We start from the raw sequence: 20122 nt of genomic DNA on the forward strand, positions 1-20122 counted from the left end.
GCGGTACGAGCTTGCTTGGGGCGGCCCGGCGCTGCACTCATGCGGCCATTGCAAAGCCCGTCACAAGCCCTTGCGGGCCCTGTGTGACGGGCTGGAAACTCTCAGCACTGGCCAGCGGCCAGTAGGTACGGAAAACATTGTGCTGCTCGTCGAGCGGGCCGAGCAGGGCGCCCGGCTGCACCTGCATCACCAGGTTGCTCAACAGACGCACTTCGGTGTCGGAAATGCGGCGCACGATGTGGTGAGCGGTGATCTGCTGCGGATGGTCGAGGCCCGCGGCCTGCACCAGCTCCTGCAGCGCATGCAGCGTGCTGCGGTGGAAGTTGCGCACGCGGTCGGCCTTGGTGGGCACCACCAGCGCCTGCTGGCGCAGCGGGTCCTGCGTGGTCACGCCCGTGGGGCAATGGCCGGTGTGGCAGCTCTGCGCCTGGATGCAGCCCAGCGCCATCATGAAGCCGCGCGCGGCGTTGCACCAGTCGGCGCCCAGCGCCATCATGCGGGCCACGTCGAAGGCGGTGATCACCTTGGCGGCGCAGCCGATCTTGATGCGGTGGCGCAGGTTCACGCCGATCAGCGTGTTGTGCACCAGCAGCAGGCCTTCCTGCAGCGGCGCGCCCACGTGGTCGCTGAACTCGACCGGCGCCGCGCCGGTGCCGCCCTCGGCACCGTCGACCACGATGAAGTCGGGCGTGATGCCGGTGGCCTGCATCGCCTTGACGATGCCGAACCATTCCCACGGATGGCCCAGGCAGAACTTGAAGCCGGTCGGCTTGCCGCCCGACAGTTCGCGCAGCTTCGCGACGAAATGCATCATCTCGGTCGGCGTGGAGAACGCGCTGTGCGACGAGGGCGAGATGCAGTCCACACCCACCGGCACGCCGCGCGCCGCCGCGATCTCGGGCGTGACCTTGGGGGCTGGCAGCACGCCGCCGTGCCCGGGCTTGGCGCCCTGGCTCAGCTTGATCTCGATCATCTTCACCTGCGGGTCGCGTGCGTTGGCGGTGAAGCGTTCTTCGTTGAAGGTGCCGTCGTCGTTGCGGCAGCCGAAGTAGCCCGAGCCGATTTCCCAGATCAGGTCGCCGCCGTGCACCCGGTGATGCTGCGAGATCGAGCCCTCGCCGGTGTCATGCGCAAAGCCGCCCATCTTCGCGCCCTTGTTGAGCGCGAGGATGGCGTTGGCCGACAGCGCGCCGAAGCTCATGGCCGAGATGTTGAATACGCTCGCGCTGTAGGGCTGCGTGCAGACCTGCGCCGGGTTGGCGCCCACCGGCTGCGGCGTGCCGCCGATCACGATGCGGAAATCGTGGTTCTCGAGCTTTGTCGGCTGCATCGAATGGTTGATCCACTCGTAGCCAGCGATGGTCACGTTCAGCTGCGTGCCGAAGGGGCGGTTGTCGGGGTCGCCCTTGGCGCGCTGGTACACCAGCGAGCGCTGGGCACGCGAGAACGGTGCGGCTTCCGAGTCGCTCTCGATGAAGTACTGCCGCATTTCTGGCCGGATGAACTCCAGCAGAAAGCGCAAATGGCCGATGACCGGGTAGTTGCGCAGGATGGCGTGGCGGGCCTGCCGCAGGTCGTGCACGCCGGTACCTGTAAGTACCGCAAAGACTGCCACGCCGATCCAGGCCAGCCACAGGTGCGGCGACACCAGCACGAACGCGAGGCAGGCCACCAGACCGACCACGCACAGGGCGAAGGCGCTGTAGCGCGTCGGAAACGGAATAATCGTGGGCATAGAAATAGTCTCGACCGGAGCCTGCTGCATCATAGAGGGCTGCCCCGAACTTGCCATGACGACCATTCCCGACCCCATTTCGCCCCCAGAGGCCACCTCCGCAGCCCAGTCCCCCCTCGGCCCCGACGATTTCGACGCACTCGACCAGGCGCTCGACGCCATGCGCGAGCACGACGAGGAAATCCCCCAATGGGAGTTCTGCGAGGGCTTCATGGCCGCGCTGATCTGCACCCGCCGGCCCATCATGCCGTCCGAATACTGGCCCGTGCTGCTGGGCGACAGCTTCTCGTCCGCGCAGCACATGGAGTTCGTCTGGAACTGGAAGCGCCGCTGGGTCGAGATCGAAGAGGGCCTCGATGCCCCCGTCGAAACCCTCGACGACGAACGCAGCTGGCAGCCCGAGGTGCTCGACACCCGCGGCGCCATCGCCTCGCTGCCCGAGGAAGAACGTGCCGAAGTGGCCGGCGAAGCGATTCCGTCCTTCGCGCAAGTGTGGGCGCTGGGCTTCATGTACGCGGTCGAGAACTGGCCCGAAGACTGGGCCACCCCGCGCGACAAAGATGCTGCGCGAATGCTCGACGACGCACTCGACAACATCGTTGCCCTCACCGAGGACGACAACGCCAAGCCCACGCTGTCGATGTACAGCGACGACGCCCCACCCAGCGTGAGCCAGCAGCGGCTGGACGACTTCGGCGCTGCCATCTGGGCCGTGTACGACCTGCGCCAGCTCTGGAAGAGCCTGGGCCCGAAGGCCGAGACCATCCGCAAGGAAGCTGCTCCCGGCCGCAACGACCCGTGCCCCTGCGGCAGCGGAAAAAAATACAAGAAGTGCCACGGTGCCACCTAGCGCCGGCATTGGCTCTGACAGTGCACCCCTGACGCCGCGCGCGGCCTGGGTGATGGTCCTGGCGCTGTGCGCCGGGGTCGCGCTGAGCCAGGCTTTCCGCACGGTCGGCGCCATCATGGCGAGCCCGCTGCAGGCCGACTTTCATCTCTCCGCCCAGGCCCTCGGGATCTTCTCGGGGGCTTTTCACTTTGCGTTCGGCGCCATGCAGCTGTTCATGGGCATCGGCATCGACCTGCACGGCGTGCGCCGCACGGTGCTGGTGGCCTTTCCTGTCGCCATCGCGGGTGCGCTGCTGTCGGCGGTGTCGTCCAGCTACCTCGTGCTGGTGGCGGGCCAGGCGCTGATCGGCGTGGGTTGCGCGCCAGCCTTCCTGGTGTGCACGGTGTTCATCGCGCGGCACTTTCCGGCGGCGCGCTTCGCCACCGTGTCGGGCATGGTGCTGGCCGTCGGCGGCCTCGGCATGCTGGCGACCGGCACACCGCTGGCGTGGCTGGTGCAGGCCTATTCATGGCGCGCGGGCTTCCTGGTGCTGGCCGTGGCGGCCGCGTTGGCATGGCTCGCAATCTGGTACTGGGTGCACGAGCCCGCCTCGGCCGTGCCGCAGGTCAAGGAGTCGATCCCCGAGGCGATCCGCCAGTTCGGCGCGCTGTTCGCCATGCCGCACACGCTGGGCATCATGGTGCTGGGGGCGGTCACCTACGCTGCCTTCATCTCGCTGCGCGGCCTGTGGCTCGGCCCGCTGATGATGGAGCGCCACGGCTACTCGCTGGTGCAGAGCGGCAACGTCGCGCTGGCGGTGTCGGTGATCTCGCTGTTCGGCGCGCCGCTCTTCGGCCGGCTCGACCGCGACGGCGCCGGGCGCCGCCGCTGGATCGTGATCTGCGCGCTCGGTTATGCGGGGCTCTTCGCGCTCATCGCGGTGTTGCACTCGGCCTGGCTCGACATCGCCGGCATGGTGCTGATCGGCGTGCTCTCGGGCTTCATCGTCTGGCAATACGCCGACGTGCGCGGCGCCTATCCGGCCACGCTCACCGGCCGCGCGATGGCCTTGTTCACGATGGCGATGTTCCTTGGCGTGGCGCTCATGCAGTGGGGCACGGGCGTCGCCGCTTCGGTCGCGTCGGCGCATGGCGGCGACCCGCTGACGGCCGTGCTGGCCACCATCGCCGCGCTGCTGGTGATTGGCATCGCGGCCTTCGCGTGGCTGCCCGCGCCGAAGGCCGATTCCGTCAGATCTTGAAGGCGCGCTGGATGTCCGGCCGCACCAGGTCGGCGTACTCGCGATGCTTGCGGATGTAGCCCGCGATGAACTGGCATACCGGAATCACATGCAGCCCCTTGGCGCGCGCCTCGTCGAGCACGTGCCTCGCGATGCCCGAGCCCACGCCCTTGCCCTCGTGTTCCGGCAGCACCTCGGTGTGCGTGAACATGATCGCGTCGGTCAGCAGGTTGTACTCGGCATAGGCCGCGAGCTTGGCATCCAGCGTGGCCTCGTAGCGGTGCTGGGCTTCGTTGTTGGAAAAGGTGAGGGCGGTGTTGTTGCTCATGGCTGGCGTGCAAGAAAAGTGGCGAGGTTGGCTGCGGCGGTGGCGCGCACCTTGTTGCGCAGCATGGGCGTCCAGCCGAGCAGCAGGCCCGGCGTGCCGAGCGCCTGGCGCGACCAGGTCCAGAACGGAAAGCTGTCGCGGTGCGTCGCGATCAGCCCTTCGGGCGTGAAGGTGAAGCACGCGTCGATGCTGTTGTCGACGAGGCGGCCGGTGGCGCTGAAGCGGTAGTGAGCGTCCCAGTGGGCGCTGCCGGTGTTGTCGTCGGCCTTCACGTCGCGCCAGGTCAGGCGCCACACGTCGGCGCCCTTGGCTTTCGTGGCCGTGGCCAGCATGCGCCACATGCCGCCCACTTCGCGCTGCCCACGCAGCGAAAACGCTTCGTCGTCGAACACCGCGTCGCTTGCGTAGCAGGCTTCCATGGAGGCGGCGTCTAGCTTGGCGAACGCGCTGTAGAAGCGCTCGATGGTCTGGGCATTGGTGGCTGCTGTCATGAGGCCTTCGGGTTGGTTGGCGGGGGTCACAGCACCTGGGGAATGGTGCGGGCGAGGAAATCATAGACCGAGCGGATGCGCCGGTCGGTGCGCACCTCGCGGTGCACCGCCAGCCACACGGGCAGCACCGGCAGCTTGATCGAAGGCAGCACGCGCACCACTTCGCCGTCGGTGTGGGCCAAGGACTCGCTCACGAAGCCGATGCCCATGCCCTGGCGCAGCGCCTCCCAGTACACGCTGACGTCGTCGGTGCGAAAGCAGAAGTCCTCGCGCTTCAGGGGCGCGCCGAGCTGGGCGGAGCTGCGCAGGATGCTGTCGTCGCGGTCGTAGCCCAGCAGGTCGTGTTTGAGCAGGTCGGTGATCTGGCGCGGCGTGCCGCGGCGGCGCAGGTAGTCGCGCTGGGCGAAGGTGCCGAGCGCGAATCGGCCCACGCGCCGGGCGATCACCGAGCCGGTCTCGGGCGGGCTCATCCGCAGCGCGATGTCGGCCTCGCGCCGCAGCAGGTTGCTGACTTCGTTGGTTGCCACCAGCTCGACCTGTATCTCGGGCAGCTCGCGCCGCATCTGGGCCAGCAGCGCCGGCAGCAGGTGCCGCGCCGTGGCCTGGCTCGCCGAGATGCGCACCGTGCCGGCCAGCGCGGTGTTGGCGCCCGACACGCTGCGCGACAGCGCGAGCGCACCGCTTTCCATGGCGCGCGCGGCCTGCGCGAGCCGCGTGGCCATTTCGGTCGGCCGCAGGCCCCGGCCGGTGCGCTCGAACAGCACCACGCCCAGCTGCGCTTCGAGTTCGGCGATGTGGCGGCCCAGCGTCGGCTGGCTCGCGCCCACGGCGCGCGCCGCTCCCAGCAGGCTGCCATGGTCGAGTGCGGCCAGAAACGCGCGCACCAGCCGCCAGTCGAAGCCCAGTTCCTTGTCGGGTCTCATCGGTATTCAGTTTTGAATAGCAGTTATCGAAGCTTGACGCATTGTGAACTGCGGGCGCGCTTTCGATAATCCGCGCAATGGATGAGCGAAGAAACTTTGTCCGGCTGCTGGGAGGCGGCGTTGTCGTAGCGGCGGGTGCGGCCGCGCTGGCAGCCTGGTGGCTGAACTCCGACATGCCGGCGGCCGCGCTGGAGGTATGGAACGGCCCCGGCAACGAGCCCGACGTGCGCAAGCGCGCCGTCGCCTATGCCGTCACTGCCCCCACCGCGTACAACTGCCAGCCCTGGCTGGTCGACCTGCGCGAGCCCGACGCCATCGTGGTCTATTGCGACCGCGAGCGCGTGCAGCCCGAGTCCGATCCCTTCGGCCGGCAGGTCGTCATCGGCCACGGCGCTTTCATCGAGCTGCTGGTGATGGCGCTCGCGCAGCAGGGCGTGCAGGCCAGCGTGCAGCTATGGCCGCAGGGCGAGCTGATCGGCGAGCCGCGGCACTGGCCGCACATTCCGGTGGCACGGCTGCGGCTGGCGGACGGTGGCGTGCCCGATTCGCTGTTCGCGCAGGTGCTGCGGCGGCGCACGCCCAAGCAGCGCTTCGACCTCACGCGGCCGGTGTCGGCCGACATGTTGCAGGGCCTCACCTCGGTGGTGCCGGTGGGCGGCATGGTGAGCTCGGCCGGCACGGTCGAGATGGCGCGCGTGCTGCCCTTGCGCAGGCTCTGCGCCGCGGCCGCGCGCGTGGAGCTCGCCACGCCCGGCACCGCCATGGAAAACCTGCAGCTGCTGCGCATCGGCCCGCAGGAGATCCTCGAACACCGCGACGGTTTCTCGGTCAACGATCCGGCGCTGCGCATCGCCGTTGCGCTGGGGCAGTTCAGCCGCAGCACGCCCGCGCCCGAAGACAGCCCCCTCGTTCCGCCAGGCCCTGCAGATGTTCGAGGACCAGGCCCAAACCGCGATGGGCTTCGTCTGGCTCAGCACGCGCGGCAACAGCCGCACCGAGCAGATTGCGGCGGGCCGCGCCCACGTGCGCCAGCAGCTGCGCGCCACCGACCTGGGCCTGGGCATGCACCCGATGAGCCAGCCGCTCGAAGAGTTCGCGGAGATGGCGCCGTGCCGTGCGGTCGCGCACGACCTGCTGCTGGGCACCGCGCGGCCGGGCGACAGGCACAGCCCGACGGTGCAGATGATGTGCCGCCTCGGCTACCCGATGGCGCCGGTGCCCGCCGCGCCGCGCCGGCCGCTCGGCGACTTCATGACGGCCTGAAGGCCTGAAGGCCGGAGCCTGCCCGCGCGTTCAGCGCGAGAGCAGCTCGACCAGCGTCTTGAGCGCGTGATGCACCGTGGCCGCGCGCACCGTGGCGCGGTCGCCGTCGAAACGGCGGCGCTCGGTGCGCACATCGCCGTCGACCGACCAGCCGAACCACACCGTGCCCACCGGCTTGTCGGGCGTGCCGCCGGTCGGGCCCGCCACGCCAGTCACGGCCAGCGCCACGCGCGACGGCGGCGAATGCGCGATCGCGCCCGTGGCCATGGCGCGTGCCACCGGCTCGCTGACCGCGCCGTTCGCCGCGATCACCGTTGCGTCCACGCCCAGCAGCTCGGTCTTGGCTTCGTTGGAATACGTGATGAAGCCGCGCTCGAACCACACGCTCGACCCTGCCAGCTCGGTGCAGGCCGCGCCGATCAGCCCGCCCGTGCAGCTTTCGGCGGTGGACAGCATCCAGCCTTTTTTCTGCAGCAGGCCGGCCAGGGCCACGACCAGTTCGGGCGTGTCCTGGTCGGCGAGCGCCGTTGTAGAGGAAGAGTCCATCGGGTTCACCATGCGCGCCAGAGTGCAATGACCAGCAGCGTGCAGAACGCCGCCACCAGGTCGTCGAGGATGATGCCGAAGCCCGCGCGCCACCAGCGCACCTGCGCCGCATCGCGCTGCTTGAACAGCGCGTCGGCCCAGCCCACCGGGCCGGGCTTGGCGGCATCGAAATAACGGAACAGCGCAAAGGCGATGGCCTGCGCGAAGAGGCCGGCCGGCGTTACCAGCCAGAGCACGATCCAGAAGGCGATCACCTCATCCCACACCACGGCGCCTGGGTCGGCCACGTTCATGTTGCGCGCGGCCACGGTGCAGGCCCACCAGCCGATGGGCAGCGAGGCCGCGATGATCCAGCCGATGGTCGCCGGGGTGAACCAAAGCTGCATCACCGCGAAGGCCACCCAGGCCCACAGCGTGCCCACGGTGCCGGGCGCGAAGGGCGACAGGCCCGAGCCGAAGCCCAGCGCGATGAAATGCGCGGGGTGCGACAGCAGAAAGCGCAGCGTGGCGCGGCGCATCGGGGGTTGGGGCATGGCGCCGGTGGTCGTGGTGGACAAGGAAGAAGGAGAGGAAGAAGCGGCGTGCATCGGGGCAGAAGTGTCGCGCATCTGCGCCGGTACCGGCTCGGTACGATTTATTTATCAAAGCAATAGCTTGTTTAATTGACGCTGGCCGCCTAGTATCCGGACTCCTTTCCAAGCTTCGTCTTCGCGCCATGTCTTCCTCTTCCGCCGCCCTGCGTCCTCCGCCTGCCACCGCCGCCTGGAGCGAATTGTTCAGCGGCCGCAATGGCTGGCGCGCGCTGGCCCTGACAGGCGGCGTCGCGCTGCATGCCGTCAACGTGCACATCGTGACCACCGTGCTGCCGTCGGTGGTGCGCGAGATCGGCGGGCTCGACTGGTACGCCTGGAGCACCACGCTCTTCGTGGTCGGCTCGATCCTCGGCGCCACGCTGTCGGTGCGGCTGCTCGCGGTGCTCGGCCCGCGCGGCGCGTGCCTGGCGGCGCTGGCGGTGTTCAGCGCCGGCTCGGTCGGCTGCGCGCTCGCGCCGGCCATGCCGTGGATGCTCGCGGGCCGCACGGTGCAGGGGTTGGGCGGCGGGCTGCTCGCGGCGCTGAGCTACGGGCTGATCCAGCTGGTGTTCGAGCAGCGGCTGTGGCCGCGCGCGGTGGCGCTGGTGTCGGGCATGTGGGGCGTCGCCACTTTGTGCGGGCCGGCTGTGGGCGGCCTGTTCGCGCAGGCCGGGCATTGGCGCTGGGCCTTCTGGTTCCTGCTGCCAGTGGCGGCGGCGCAGGCGCTGCTGGTGCTCGTGCAATTGCGACCCTCGATGGGCGTGAAGCACGCGCGGCCCGAGGTTCCACCGCGCGTGCCGGGGATGCAGATCGGCCTGCTCGCGCTGTCGGTACTGGTGATTGCGGCCAGCGGCCTGTGGCCCGAGCTGCTCTGGCAGGCCGTCGGCGTGGCACTGGGGCTGGCCATCGGCTTCGCGGCCACGCGCATCGACAGTCGCGCCACTGTGCGCGTGCTGCCGAGCGGCGCCTATTCGATGAGCGCGCCGCTGGGCGCCATCTACGCGAGCGTGGCGCTGCTGCTGATCGGCAGCACCACCGAAATCTTCGTGCCGTACTTTTTGCAGCTGCTGCACGGCCACTCGCCGCTGGCAGCGGGCTATCTCACCGCCGCGATGGCGGGCGGCTGGAGCGCGGGCTCGCTGCTGTCCTCGGGCCGCAGCGGCACGGGGGCCAACCGCATGCTGCGCGCCGGCCCGGTGATCTGCACGCTGGGGCTGGCGGCGCTGGCGTGGCTGCTGCCGTCGCCGGGGTTCTTCGCCGACGGCTTCGAGACCTTGCTGATCGCCGTCGCACTGGCGGCCGTGGGGCTCGGCGTAGGCATCGGCTGGCCGCACCTCATCACGCGCGTGATGTCGCTCGCGCCCAGGGGCGAGGAAGGCCTGGCCTCCGCCTCGATCACCACCGTGCAGCTCTATGGCATGGCCGTTGGCGCAGCCGTGGCGGGGCTGGTCGCGAATGCGGCGGGCCTCACCGTGCCGGGCGGCATCGAAGGCGCGCGCTCGGCGGCCGTGTGGTTGTTCGCGAGCTTCGCGCTCGCGCCGGCCTTGGCGGTGTGGCTTGCGTACCGCGCCGTCGCACGGCGCGGCTGGTGAGCGGGCCAGCCTTAGAAGAAGAGAAGGCTCAGGCCACCACGCCTTCCCAGGCCAGCGCCCGCCGGCGCGCCCGCACCCGCAGGCCTTCACCGCGCAGCAGGCCCACCAGGTCGTAGACCTCGGCCGGCAGGTGCGCGCCGCGCCAGGCCACGTGCTGGTCGGGGCGGCACAGCACGAGGCGGTGCGTGTAGGCCTTGGGTACGTCTTCGGTCTCGATGTCCAGCACCGTGAGCGGCATGCTGTAGGCGGCCGCGGCCCGTTCGAGCGGCCGCACGTCCGCGCTGCGGTCGAAGCGCAGCATCGTGTAGCCGGGGCCGAAGGCGTCGTAGACCGAGCGGCCGTCCGAAAGCCAGAAGTGCGGCGCGCGGCAGCCCGGCACGGTGGACGGCGTGAACTCGCCCATCGAATAGGGCGGCGCCATGTGCTCGCCGTCCGCAATGATGATCGGCGAGCCGCTGTAGAAGTACCCGAAGTTGAGGCCGCCGCAGCAGAACTGCTGCACGTTCAGCTCGTAGGCCTCGCGTCCGATGTCGGCGCGCAGCGCATCGCCGGCGGGGCCGGGCTCCTCGATGTTCGGCGGCACGGCGCGGCGCGCGCGGACCATCTTCTGCGCATGGTCCATCGCGAAGTTCGACACCTGCTCGGTGATCGGCTGGCGCTCTGCCTCGTAGGCGTCGAGGATGGCCTCGTCGCCCCAGCCCTGCACCACCGCGCCCAGCAGCCACGAGAGGTTGAGCGCGTCGGCAATGCCCGCGTTCATGCCGTAGCCCGCGTAGGGCACCCACAGGTGCGCCGCATCGCCCGCGATGAACACGCGGCCCTCGCGGAAGCGATTGGCCACGAGGCGGCGGCCGATCCAGTCTTCCTTGCTGATGATCTCGTATTTGAAGTCGGGGCCCACGCCAAGGATTTCGCGCAACGACTTGTCGCGGTCGACCGAATCGAACTCGGGCTCTTCGGCATTCAGGTGGTTGTGCACCAGCCAGGTCTCGTGCCCGTCGATGGCGAACATGGTGCCGCAGCGGCGCGGGTTCATTGCGTAGTACGACCACGCCGGCTTGCCCGGAATCAGCGCGCGCAGCTGCGGCGCGCGGATGAAGGTCGACTGCACGCGCTGGATCACGGCCGTGCCTTCGAGTCTTGCGCCGATCTGCTTGCGCACGGTGGAGGCGCCGCCGTCGCAGCCCACCATGTAGCGGCATCGGATGCTGCGCGTCACGCCGCTGTCCATGTCGGTGGCGATGGCGGTCACGCCTTCATCGTCTTGCGTGAAGCCCGCGAACTGCGTGCGGTTCAGGAGCGTCACGCCCGGCAGCGCGGCCGTGTGCTTCAGCAGGATGGGCTCGAGGTAGATCTGGTTGATGCGATGCGGCGGCTCGGGCGTGGGCCACCACGCGTCGGGGCCTTCGGTCTCGGTGTAGCGGTCGCGGCGGCACGGAATCGGAATGCGCGTGAGTTCGGTGCCCGTCACGCTGGTGCGGAACACCACGTCGTTCGGATAGTCGGCGGGCAGCCCCGCGTCGCGCAGCTTCTGCGCCACGCCCAGGCGGCGGAACTGCTCCATGGTGCGCGAGGCCACGTGGTTGCACTTCACGTTCGGCGGCTCCGCGAAACGCCGCGTCTCGCAGATGACGACCGAGACGCCGCGCGAGGCGAGGTCCATGGCCAGCGTGAGGCCCACGGGGCCGGCGCCGACGATCATCACGTCGGCCTGCAGTGCTGCTGCGGTGTGGTGGTCGGTCATGTTCGCAAGAGGGCGGAAGGGAGCGTGCCGTCAGTCGAGCCGTATGTGGGCGGTCTGGATCACCTTCGCCCACTTCTTCGTCTCGGATTGGATGTAGGCCTCGAAGGCTTCGGTCGAGCTCGGCGCGGGCTCCGCGCCGAGGTTGCGCATCGCGGCCTTGATCTGCTCGTCGGCGAGCGCGGCGTTGATCTCGGCGTTGAGCCGCGCAACGATGGGTGCGGGCGTACCCGCGGGCGCCACCACGCCGAACCAGCCCGTGGAGTCGTAGCCGGGCAGGCCGGCCTCGGCCACCGAGGGCACTTCGGGCAGCATCGGCACGCGCTGCGCGCTGGTCACCGCGAAGGCGATCAGCTTGCCCGCGCGGATCTGCTGCAGCGAAGCCTGCAGGTCGACCAGCGCGAGCTGGATCTGCCCCGCCATGGTGTCGAGCGCCGCGGGGCCCGAGCCGCGATAAGGCACTTCAACCAGCTTCACGTCGGCCATCTGCGCGAACAGCGCCGCCGACAGGTGCATGGCCGTGCCGTTGCCGCCATGACCGATCGACAGCGTGCCCGGCTTCGCCTTCGCCAGCGCGATCAGCTCGCGCTGCGTGCGCGCCGGAAGGGAAGGGTGTCCCACGATCACGAAGGGCGTGGCCGCGACCATGCCCACGGGTTTGAAGTCCTTCACCGGGTCGAAGGGCATCTGTGCGTACAGGCTCGCGTTGGCCGTCAGCGCACCGGCCGCGCCCAGCCCCAGCGTGTAGCCGTCGGCCGGTGTCTTGGCCACCAGCGCGAGCCCCACGTTGCCGCCGGCGCCGGGCCGGTTGTCGACCACCAAGGGCTGGCCCAGTTTCTCGTTGAGCCTCGGCACCATCAGGCGCACCACCGCATCGGCACTGCCGCCCGGCGGGAAGGTCACGACCATGCGGATGGGCCTGTTCGGGAAATCGCCGACGGTCGAAGATGGCGATGGCGCAGGGGCCTGCGCGAAAGCCGAGCCGCCGGTCAATGCCGCGCCGACTGCGCCCAGCATGAGCTGCCTGCGAAGCACGCTCTTCCCGTCGGCAAGAGGGACTGCCATCGAGGCTCCTTGAATGTGATGTGTCTTTTCAACGATTGAACGATGACAGCATTCATTCGTAAATCAAGATATTTCTAATGAAATATCATCTTTTCTGATGAATACGAACTTCAGTCCTACGATCCGCCAGCTGCGTGCATTCCTGGCGGTCTACCAGCTGAAAAAGCTCAGCGCGGCGGCTCAGCGGCTGTTCGTTACGCAGTCGGCGGTGAGCATGCTGATCCGCCAGCTCGAGGACGGACTGGACACGCGCCTGTTCGACCGCACCACGCGTTCGCTCAAGGCCACGGCGGCGGCCGAGCAGATGATGGTCACGGTCGAGCGCATCCTGCGCGACGTCGATTCGCTCTCGGCCGACTTTCGCGAACTGGCCACGCTCGAGCGCGGCCGTGTCACGCTGGCCATCACGCCCACGCTCTCGGCCTTTCTTCTGCCCGATGCCATGCGCGCGTTCAACGAGCAGCACCCCGGCGTGCGCGTGCTGGTGAACGACTGCGCGCCCGACCAGTTCATCTCGCGCATCCTCGGCGAGCACGTCGATTTCGGCATCGGCACGCCCGAGCGGCCCGGCGCCGAGGTCGAGGTGCAGCGGCTCATGCGCGACCACCTTGCGCTGGTGTGCCGGGAAGACCACCCGCTGGCCAAGGCGCGCGTGGTGCGCTGGACCGACCTGGCGCGCCATCCCGTCATCACCGTGCGCCCGGGCTACGGCGTGCGCCCGCTCATCGACGGCACCGCGGCCGATGCGGGCGTGGCGCTTGACGTGGTGAACGAGGTTTCGTTTCTCTCGACCGCCATCTGGATGACGGCCGCCGGCATGGGCGCGTCGATCATGCCCTCGGCCTTCGCGCGCGCGGAGGCCAATCCGTCTCTGGTGATCAAGATACTGAGTTCGCCGCGCGTGGCGCGCGACATCTCCATCGTCACCAAGCGCGGCCACTCGCTCTCGGCCGCGGCGCGCGCCTTCATAGAGGCCCTGAAGCGCTCCCTATAATTTTTAGATCCACAACACACGGGAGGGCCAGTCCCCATGAGAACTTTCATTCAACGTCTCGGGGCCCTGTCGCTCCTGGTGGCCTTCAGCTTCGCGCTGGTGGCCTGTGGCAACAAGGAGGCCGAGCAGCGCAAGGCCTTCACCACCTTCCTGCAAACCCGCGTGCTCGACAAGCCCGGCCTGCGCGTGCCGGTGCCTAACGAGGAAGAGAAAGCCTCGTTCGGCGACTACGCGAAGCACTACGCCGTGATCACCGACTTCAACGAAGGCATGAACAAGTCGGTGAGCCAGCCCATGACGCAGATCATGGCCAAGGGCGCGCTGCGTTCCATCGCCGACCTGCCGGCGCGCCGCGACGACCTCAAGGCCGCGAAGGACGGCCTGACCGCCCTGCGCACCGCGCTCGACCAGCAGACCGCCAAGGCCGATGCCGCGCATGCGCAGCTCAAGCAGCCCGATGACCTGAAGCAGGTCTACGACAAGGCCTTCGACAAGACCGTGACCGCGCCGGCCACCACCTTCAAGGAAGTGTTCCCCGCGCTCGACACCGTGTTCAACAGCGCGCTGGCCATCGGCGACTTCATGGAGAAGAACAAGTCGAAGATCCAGGTCGCGGGCTCTTCGGTCACCGTGACCGACCCGGCGGTGCAGGCCGAGCTCAACAAGATGCTGCAGCAGCTCAACGGTCAGTCGGCCGCCATCAACGCCGCGCAGCAAAAAATGCAGGCGATGGTGCGCGGCTCCTGACCGGAGCAGCGCAGCAACGACAAGAGCTCAGACGAAGTGGTCGAACGAGCCGAAGCGCTGTGACACCGGCGCGCCGGTTGCATCGACGATGCGCAGGCCGGCATCGGCCTCGATGCGGCCGATGCGCGTGACGCGCGTGGCGCTGTTCAGGCCGGCTTGCGTGACCGCGTCGCGCGCAGAGGCGGGTGCAGTGAAGACCAGCTCGTAGTCGTCGCCGCCCGAGAGCGCGCAGGTACGCAAAAGCTCGGTGCGCAGGCCGGGCGCCTCGGCACCGATCAGGGCCGTGGCCGCATCGGCATCGAGCGTGGCGCCCACGCCGCTCGAACCGAGGATGTGGCCCAGGTCGCCGATCAACCCATCACTCACATCCACTGCTGACGAGGCGATGCCGCGCAAGGCCTGCCCCAGCGCCACGCGCGGCGTGGGCTGCTCCATGCGCATGCGCGTCGATTCGAAAGCCTCGGCCGACAGCGCGATCGTGCCGCGAAACACCTCGAGCGCCAGCCGCGCATCGCCCAGCGTGCCGCTCACCCAGATATCGTCGCCCGCGCGCGCGCCCGAACGCAGCAGCGCCGCGCCGGCCGGCACTTCGCCGAACACCGTGATGCAGATGTTGAGCGGGCCGCGCGTGGTGTCGCCGCCCACCAGCTCGCAGCCATGCGCATCGGCCAGCGCGAACAGGCCGCGCGAGAAGCCCTCGAGCCAGGGCTCGTCGACGCCCGGCAGCGCGAGCGCGAGCGTGAAGGCCAGCGGCTTCGCACCGCAGGCCGCCAGGTCGCTGAGGTTCACCGCCAGCGCCTTGTGGCCCAGCCGCGCCGGATCGACGGTGGAAAGAAAGTGCCGGCCCTCGACCAGCATGTCGGAGGACACGGCGAGCTGCATGCCCGCAGCGGGCGCAAGCAGCGCGCAGTCGTCGCCCACGCCCAGCGGGGAGCGCGTGGCGGGGCGCTTGAAGTAGCGCGTGATCAGGTCGAATTCACCCATGGGGTTGGAGCATAAGGGGTGGACTGCCTCGGTGGCGGGCAATGCTACAAACCTGCAATGCCTGAATTCGGACTTCTTTGATGCGATCGATCGAGAACATGCTCGGCCTTTGGGCTTCGGGTCTTCTGTCTTCTCAAGCGCTTGTCGACTGGGCCGGCGTTGCCGTCGCGAGAACCGATGAGTTTCAGCAGGAGCTTTTCGATCTCGTGACCTACGGGCCCGAGCTGTGCCTGAAGCGGGCTCAATACGATTTTCCTCCGCGCCCGGCGCCGATGAGCTATCTCCAGCAGTTCTGCGTCCGGGCGGTCGAAACCGAATTCGATTCGACGGTTTCGGCACTGGCATTCGCGAACTGGGCCTCGCGATACTGCATGGGCGAGGAGTTGTCCGAGCCTGCTGTGTCCTTCGGTTACCAGCTCGATCACCTGCTCAGCGACTGCGAAGATGAAAAGGCCGCACTTGCGTTCGTGCGAAGCGAACTCCCGCCAATGTTGCCGCGATGCCGTGCCGTGGCTGCACCGTTCCTCGACGACCAAGCCTGATTGGTACGGAAGAAAAGCGCGGCCTTGCCGGTTGTCAGCCTCGCACGGCTCAGGCCGCGCCGCGGAACCTCAGTGCCGCCTGCCGCACCACCTCGGCCAGCAGCCGCTCTTTTCCCTGCTTCTCGCGCAGCCAGCGCGCATCGTTGCGGTTGGCTTCCACGCTGGTGCGCAGCTCGCCCAGCGCCTGCGTGGCGTTGAGCGCCTCGCTGTGCCATTCGAGCTGTGTCATCGTCATCAGGATGTGGTCGCGCAGCGGCATGTGCTGGCCGGTGGCCGGGTCCACGTACACCGCGTCCAGCCCGAAGCGGCAGGCCTGGAAGCGGTTGTAGGTGTAGACGAGGTAGTCGTCTTCCGTCGGCTCGAAGGGCTGCTCCTGCAGGAACCACGCGGCCAGCGACTGCACGTAGCCCGCGAGCGCGGCGGCGCGCTCGACGGTGAGCGGCGTGTCGAACACGCGGATCTCGATGGTGCCGAATTCGGGCTTGGGGCGGATGTCCCAGTAGAAGTCTTTCATGCTGCGCACGACACCGGTGCGGGTCATGCGCTCGAAGTAGGCCTCGAATTCCTTCCAGCTCAGCGTGAAGGGCGCGCGGCCCGACAGCGGAAACGCGAACACCGAGTTCAGCCGCGCCGAGTCGAACTGCGTGTCCTGCCCCTGCACGAAGGGCGAAGACGCCGACAGCGCAATGAAGTGCGGGATGTAGCGCGACATGCGGTGCAGCATCAGCAGCGCCGAGTCGGCGTCGGGGCAGCCGATGTGCACGTGCTGCCCGAAGATGGTGAACTGCTTGCTCAGGTAGCCGTACAGCTCCGACAGTTCGCGAAAGCGCGGTTTGTCATAGATGCGCCGCTCGTGCCACTGCTGGAAGGCGTGCGTGCCGCCGCCCACCACCGCGATGTTGAGTTTGTCGGCATTGCGGATCAGCGCCTCGCGAATGGGTGACAGCTGCGTGATCACGTCCTGCGCCGAGTGGCAGATGTCGGTCGAGATCTCGATCATGCTCGACGTCATCTCGGGCACCACGCTGCCGGGCAGCGGGGTCTGCGCCATCAGGCGCAGCATGTCCTCGGCGTACGGCGCCAGGTCGTAGTCGTGCGTGTTCACGAGCTGCAGCTCCAGCTCCACGCCGAGCGACAGCGCCTCCGACTTGTTGAAGGGTTCGAGCTTGACCGCGCGGCTCTCCGGGTCCGAAGGCAGCGGCGCCGAGCGCACGTCGTCGCTGTCCGGGTCGATAGGCGTGTTGTTGTTGACTGCGGTGCTCATCGCTGCGTGTCCTCCGTGATGCTGAAGGCCTGGGGCATCCAGGGCACCGAACTTTCGCCCACCGCATGGATGGCCACCGTGGCGAGCATCGCGCCTACCACCTCCATCAACAGGATCGAGGGCAGGGCCACCTGCGTGATCATCGTGCCCAGCAGCGGCGATGCCGTGGCGAAATTGGAGGCAATGAGCAGCGCAATCGACGACAGCGGCGACATCGCACAGCCGACCCAGAAGGCCTGCTTCCAGCTCGCGCCGCTACCGGGGTTGGCAATGGCCACGCCCGAAATCTTGGCCAGCAAGCGCACGCCGATCACGGCCAGCACCACGCTGGCCACCGGCAACGTCCAGTCGGCCTGCGCCGCCACGATCGACACCAGCACGAACATCAGCATGGTCAGCAGCGAGGCGGCAGTGCCCAGCTGTCGCTGCCAGGCCCAGGGCTTGGGGTTGAGCGTCTTCAGCAGCACGCCGCCGATCAGCGCGGCCAGCGGCGCCGAGCCGCCGATGTGCGCGGTGAGCGCGGCGCCCGCCGCGATGATCGCCAGCAGCAGGATCGACGTGTTCTCGCTCGACGGGCTCATCACCCGCAGGGCCGAGCGCAGCGCCAGCGCCATGATCCCGCCGACCACGAACGAAAGGCCCAGCACCACCGCCACCGGATACAGCTTCTGCAGCATCGTCTGCGGCGCGCGCTCGATCAGCCCGGCCTGCGCGTAGCCCAGCGCCAGTGCGTAGAAGGTGTTGAGCGTGGCCAGCGTCATCGCGCGTTCGGTCACGGGGCCGGCGGCGCGGGTGTCGATGATCACGCGGCTCAGCACCGCCGGCGAGGCGACGATGGCCATCAGCGCGATCGGGTTGGCCACCGGCTCGGGCAGGCCCAGCAGCGTGAGCACCCAGTACACGCCGAAGTAGGTCAGCGTGGCTTCGAGCAGGCTCTGCACCAGCACCATCGGGTTATGGCGGAACCAGCGCAGCGGCAGCCGCCCGCCGGCCTCGAACAGCACCACGGCCACGCCGAGTTCGAGCAGAAAGAGGCTGATGCCGCGCAGCGGCCAGATCGCGCCTTCGAAGCCGGCAAAGCCCACCACCGCGCCCACCAGCGAATAGCCGATGACCTTGGGAAACCCAAGATAGCGTTGCACCAGGTGGCCGGAAGCCGCCGCCGCCGCCAGCAGCAGCGACCACAGCACGGTGGGCAGGCCCGCCGAGGGGCGCACCCATTCGGACCAGAAGCCCAGCAGATCGTTGAGGAAGCTCGTCAAATTCATCCAGGCAGGAAAAAGCTCACCGGCCGGCTGCGCCAGCGGGCCCAGATCGCGCTGCGGATGCGGGCGCGGTCACCGAGGCTCACGCTGTGCGCGCGCAGCGCCAGGCGGAAAGCGAAGTAGAAACTCACGCTCACATTGAGCGCGCCAATGACCGGGATCGCCGCTACCGCCCACCACAGCGCGGGCTGCTGCAGCACCCCGAGGCCGGTGGATGCCGCGGCTGCGGCGATCTGTCCGGCCGAGAGTGTCACGTGCCGCACATCAAGGCCAAGCCCGAAGAAACCCGCGAACGCGGGCAGCAGCCCGAGCATGAGTCCCAGCGAGATGTTGGAGGCGAAGCCTGAGATGTGTGTGCGCATGAAGTCGGCCCAGCGGCGGGCCCGTGCGGCGCCGAGAAAAGCGCCGATGCGGGGGTTGTAACGCATGGCGGAGTCCATGCGATGCAGGACAAAGGCGTTTTCTGTCCATCCGGCGACGATGCTGGCCGAAAACAGCAGGATGCCGGTGATTGCCGCATAAAGCGCGGTCGGCCCCGCCAGCGAAAGCGATTTCAGCGTGGCCGCGGCATGCGCGGCGTCGAGCAGGGGCCGCTCCAGCGCCAGCTGGGCCAGCAGCGCGATGCCCACCACCGCCGGCACCACCACCAGCACATTGCCCAGCACCGCCGCCACCTGCGAGCGCACGAGGTTTGCGACCTCGTCGACGAAATCGTTCACCGCGCCGTCCGAATCGATGTCGCGCAGCCGCGCCGCCATGGCCGGCGCCGTCATCGCGGGCTGTTTGGTGGCCAGCGTCAGGTGCAGCAGCTGGATCGCGACGAAGCTGGCCGCATACATCAGCCCCGCGCCCAGCCCGCTCCAGAAGGCCGACAGGCCCAGCGCATAGATGCCGAACTTCAGCAGCACCGTGATGGCCGTGAGCGCGCCGCCGCCGGCGGCCTTCTTCACCATCTGCAGGTAGCTGGCGCGGTCGCGGGTGATGTAGTGCTCGCCGGTCTCGGCGCTGCGCTCGGTCACCTTGGCGGCCAGCATTGACGAGTTGGAGGCGATCAGCGCGCGGATGCTGTTGCGCTCGCCGCCCGCCAGCACCAGCCGCCCGACCAGCCGCGCCACGCTGGGCGCGGGGTTGGGCGCCATCAGGCAGTCGAGCAGCTCGCGGATGCGCAGCACCCGCTCGCGCAACTGGCGCAGCCGGAACACCAGGCCGACCGAGATGCCGTTGTCTTCCAGGTGCGTGTAGACCGAGGCGGCGCCGGCCCGGCAGGCGTCGAGCCGGTCGCGGAAGGCCAAGAAGGCAGCCTGCAGCGCCTCCTCGTCGCGGGGCTCGCCGGGCCGGTCGAACATCTGCTCGCGCAGCTCGTCGAGGTCGGCCATCAGCGAATGAAAAGGGCGCCCCTGGCCCAGCACCTCGGTGCTCATGCGCAGGCGCAGCTCCGGCGAGAAACCGGCCGCCACCACCTGGCTGCTGCAGTAGGTGACGGCATCCATCACCGTGTGGCGCCAGCGCGGCGCGCCGTCGTCGTCCAGCGCCGCATCGGCCAGCAGCGCGCCGATGCGGGCCAGCTGCGTCTCGTCGAGCAGCGCGATCCAGCCCGCGTCAAACACGCCGGGCAGCACCATGCGGAACAGGTCCGACGCGTCGGTGGTCTCGGGCGTGCCGGGCAGGATCTTGCGGCGCAGCCGCTCGCCCAGCTCGCTGGCGAAGGCGGTGCGCGGCGCAAAGCCGTAGTCAGCCAGCAGCGTGGTCAGGTCGACCGCCTGCGTGAACACGCGCCACCAGGCGCGCAGCCGCTCGCGCAATTCGGGCCGCGCCTCGATGGCGTCGAGCAGCAGCTGCACGCGGCCGATTGCCGCCTGGGGCGAGGCGCGGTCGCCGCGCAGCCAGTCGAAGATATTGATGAGCCAGATGTGGCGCTGCGCCACGTCGGCTGTCGGGTCGAGGCCGGCAAGCAGCCCCTGCAAGTCGCGCGATGCGGCAGCCATGGAACGATCTCGTCAA

Annotated in this window: 19 protein-coding genes; 7 read left to right on the forward strand and 12 right to left on the reverse strand. The window is 68.8% G+C overall.

Translation table 11 applies throughout. From position 1 onward, the window contains the following. Positions 1-37: 37 nt before the first annotated feature. The gene (locus ACTG4X_RS04000) at positions 38-1735 is read right to left on the reverse strand and encodes an FMN-binding glutamate synthase family protein (RefSeq protein ID WP_093077021.1); all 1698 of its coding nucleotides are present in this window, start codon (positions 1733-1735) and stop codon (positions 38-40) included. Between the two features lie 55 nt (positions 1736-1790). Between ACTG4X_RS04000 and ACTG4X_RS04005 the strand changes: the two genes are divergently transcribed. Then, on the forward strand, positions 1791-2585 hold the full coding sequence (locus tag ACTG4X_RS04005) for a YecA/YgfB family protein (RefSeq protein ID WP_093054132.1): 795 nt from the start codon (positions 1791-1793) through the stop codon (positions 2583-2585). A 52-nt stretch (positions 2586-2637) separates the two neighbouring features. Continuing rightward, positions 2638-3825: an MFS transporter gene (locus ACTG4X_RS04010; protein WP_440534357.1), complete on the forward strand. Its 1188-nt coding sequence runs from the start codon at positions 2638-2640 to the stop codon at positions 3823-3825. On the opposite strand, the gene ACTG4X_RS04015 is transcribed toward ACTG4X_RS04010, so the two are convergent. Genes ACTG4X_RS04015 through ACTG4X_RS04025 form a run of 3 tightly spaced genes read right to left on the reverse strand, consistent with a single transcriptional unit; the run spans position 3815 to position 5546 of the window. After that, positions 3815-4132: a GNAT family N-acetyltransferase gene (locus ACTG4X_RS04015; protein WP_093054135.1), complete on the reverse strand. Its 318-nt coding sequence runs from the start codon at positions 4130-4132 to the stop codon at positions 3815-3817. The two genes, ACTG4X_RS04010 and ACTG4X_RS04015, sit on opposite strands and share 11 nt — an antisense overlap. Next, positions 4129-4623, reverse strand: a complete 495-nt coding sequence (locus ACTG4X_RS04020; RefSeq protein ID WP_440533260.1) for a nuclear transport factor 2 family protein — start codon at positions 4621-4623, stop codon at positions 4129-4131. Before ACTG4X_RS04020 ends, ACTG4X_RS04015 begins: the two co-directional genes overlap by 4 nt. Before the next feature lie 26 nt (positions 4624-4649). Then, positions 4650-5546 carry a LysR family transcriptional regulator gene (locus ACTG4X_RS04025; RefSeq protein WP_093054139.1) on the reverse strand — a complete coding sequence of 299 codons (897 nt, stop codon included), beginning with the start codon at positions 5544-5546 and terminating at the stop codon, positions 4650-4652. 77 nt (positions 5547-5623) lie between these two features. On the opposite strand from ACTG4X_RS04025, the gene ACTG4X_RS04030 reads away from it, so the two are divergent. Next, a complete protein-coding gene (locus ACTG4X_RS04030; protein ID WP_440533261.1) occupies positions 5624-6817 on the forward strand; it encodes a hypothetical protein in 1194 nt (397 codons plus the stop codon). Between the two features lie 22 nt (positions 6818-6839). Here the strand turns inward: ACTG4X_RS04030 and ACTG4X_RS04035 are convergent, their stop codons facing one another. Beyond that, positions 6840-7367: a CinA family protein gene (locus tag ACTG4X_RS04035; protein WP_440533262.1), complete on the reverse strand. Its 528-nt coding sequence runs from the start codon at positions 7365-7367 to the stop codon at positions 6840-6842. Further along, positions 7361-7888: a phosphatidylglycerophosphatase A family protein gene (locus ACTG4X_RS04040; RefSeq protein WP_093077177.1), complete on the reverse strand. Its 528-nt coding sequence runs from the start codon at positions 7886-7888 to the stop codon at positions 7361-7363. The genes ACTG4X_RS04035 and ACTG4X_RS04040 overlap by 7 nt, the downstream gene beginning before the upstream one ends. Positions 7889-8070: 182 nt before the next feature. Between ACTG4X_RS04040 and ACTG4X_RS04045 the strand changes: the two genes are divergently transcribed. Next, entirely contained in the window at positions 8071-9519 is a 1449-nt protein-coding gene (locus ACTG4X_RS04045; RefSeq protein ID WP_440533263.1) for an MFS transporter, read from the forward strand. Positions 9520-9547: 28 nt separating this feature from the next. Here ACTG4X_RS04045 and ACTG4X_RS04050 read toward each other — a convergent pair whose 3' ends face one another. Both ACTG4X_RS04050 and ACTG4X_RS04055 read right to left on the reverse strand, forming a co-directional pair. After that, positions 9548-11263: an FAD-dependent oxidoreductase gene (locus ACTG4X_RS04050; RefSeq protein ID WP_440533264.1), complete on the reverse strand. Its 1716-nt coding sequence runs from the start codon at positions 11261-11263 to the stop codon at positions 9548-9550. Positions 11264-11293: 30 nt separating this feature from the next. Then, entirely contained in the window at positions 11294-12325 is a 1032-nt protein-coding gene (locus ACTG4X_RS04055) for a Bug family tripartite tricarboxylate transporter substrate binding protein (protein WP_440533265.1), read from the reverse strand. Positions 12326-12422: 97 nt separating this feature from the next. Here ACTG4X_RS04055 and ACTG4X_RS04060 point away from each other — a divergent pair, with 97 nt between their 5' ends. Both ACTG4X_RS04060 and ACTG4X_RS04065 read left to right on the forward strand, forming a co-directional pair. After that, positions 12423-13319, forward strand: coding sequence for a LysR family transcriptional regulator (locus ACTG4X_RS04060; RefSeq protein ID WP_093054151.1), 897 nt, complete (start codon positions 12423-12425; stop codon positions 13317-13319). Between the two features lie 36 nt (positions 13320-13355). Next, the gene (locus ACTG4X_RS04065) at positions 13356-14066 is read left to right on the forward strand and encodes a DUF3053 domain-containing protein (protein ID WP_440533266.1); all 711 of its coding nucleotides are present in this window, start codon (positions 13356-13358) and stop codon (positions 14064-14066) included. A gap of 27 nt (positions 14067-14093) precedes the next feature. Here ACTG4X_RS04065 and thiL read toward each other — a convergent pair whose 3' ends face one another. After that, positions 14094-15050, reverse strand: a complete 957-nt coding sequence (gene thiL / locus ACTG4X_RS04070) for a thiamine-phosphate kinase (RefSeq protein ID WP_440533267.1) — start codon at positions 15048-15050, stop codon at positions 14094-14096. Positions 15051-15130: 80 nt separating this feature from the next. Between thiL and ACTG4X_RS04075 the strand changes: the two genes are divergently transcribed. After that, the gene (locus tag ACTG4X_RS04075; protein WP_093054157.1) at positions 15131-15592 is read left to right on the forward strand and encodes a hypothetical protein; all 462 of its coding nucleotides are present in this window, start codon (positions 15131-15133) and stop codon (positions 15590-15592) included. 49 nt (positions 15593-15641) lie between these two features. Here the strand turns inward: ACTG4X_RS04075 and ACTG4X_RS04080 are convergent, their stop codons facing one another. From ACTG4X_RS04080 to ACTG4X_RS04090, 3 genes are read right to left on the reverse strand one after another with little or no spacing between them, the layout of a single operon-like run. After that, on the reverse strand, positions 15642-16856 hold the full coding sequence (locus ACTG4X_RS04080) for a YbdK family carboxylate-amine ligase (protein WP_440533268.1): 1215 nt from the start codon (positions 16854-16856) through the stop codon (positions 15642-15644). Next, positions 16853-18124 (reverse strand): cation:proton antiporter, encoded by a 1272-nt coding sequence (locus tag ACTG4X_RS04085; RefSeq protein ID WP_093077040.1) that lies wholly within the window; start codon positions 18122-18124, stop codon positions 16853-16855. The genes ACTG4X_RS04080 and ACTG4X_RS04085 overlap by 4 nt, the downstream gene beginning before the upstream one ends. Beyond that, a complete protein-coding gene (locus ACTG4X_RS04090) occupies positions 18121-20106 on the reverse strand; it encodes a site-specific recombinase (RefSeq protein WP_093054163.1) in 1986 nt (661 codons plus the stop codon). Before ACTG4X_RS04090 ends, ACTG4X_RS04085 begins: the two co-directional genes overlap by 4 nt. Between the last annotated feature and the right edge of the window lie 16 nt (positions 20107-20122).

It is taken from the genome of Variovorax sp. YR566 (genome assembly GCF_051992195.1).
GTDB lineage: Bacteria > Pseudomonadota > Gammaproteobacteria > Burkholderiales > Burkholderiaceae_C > Variovorax.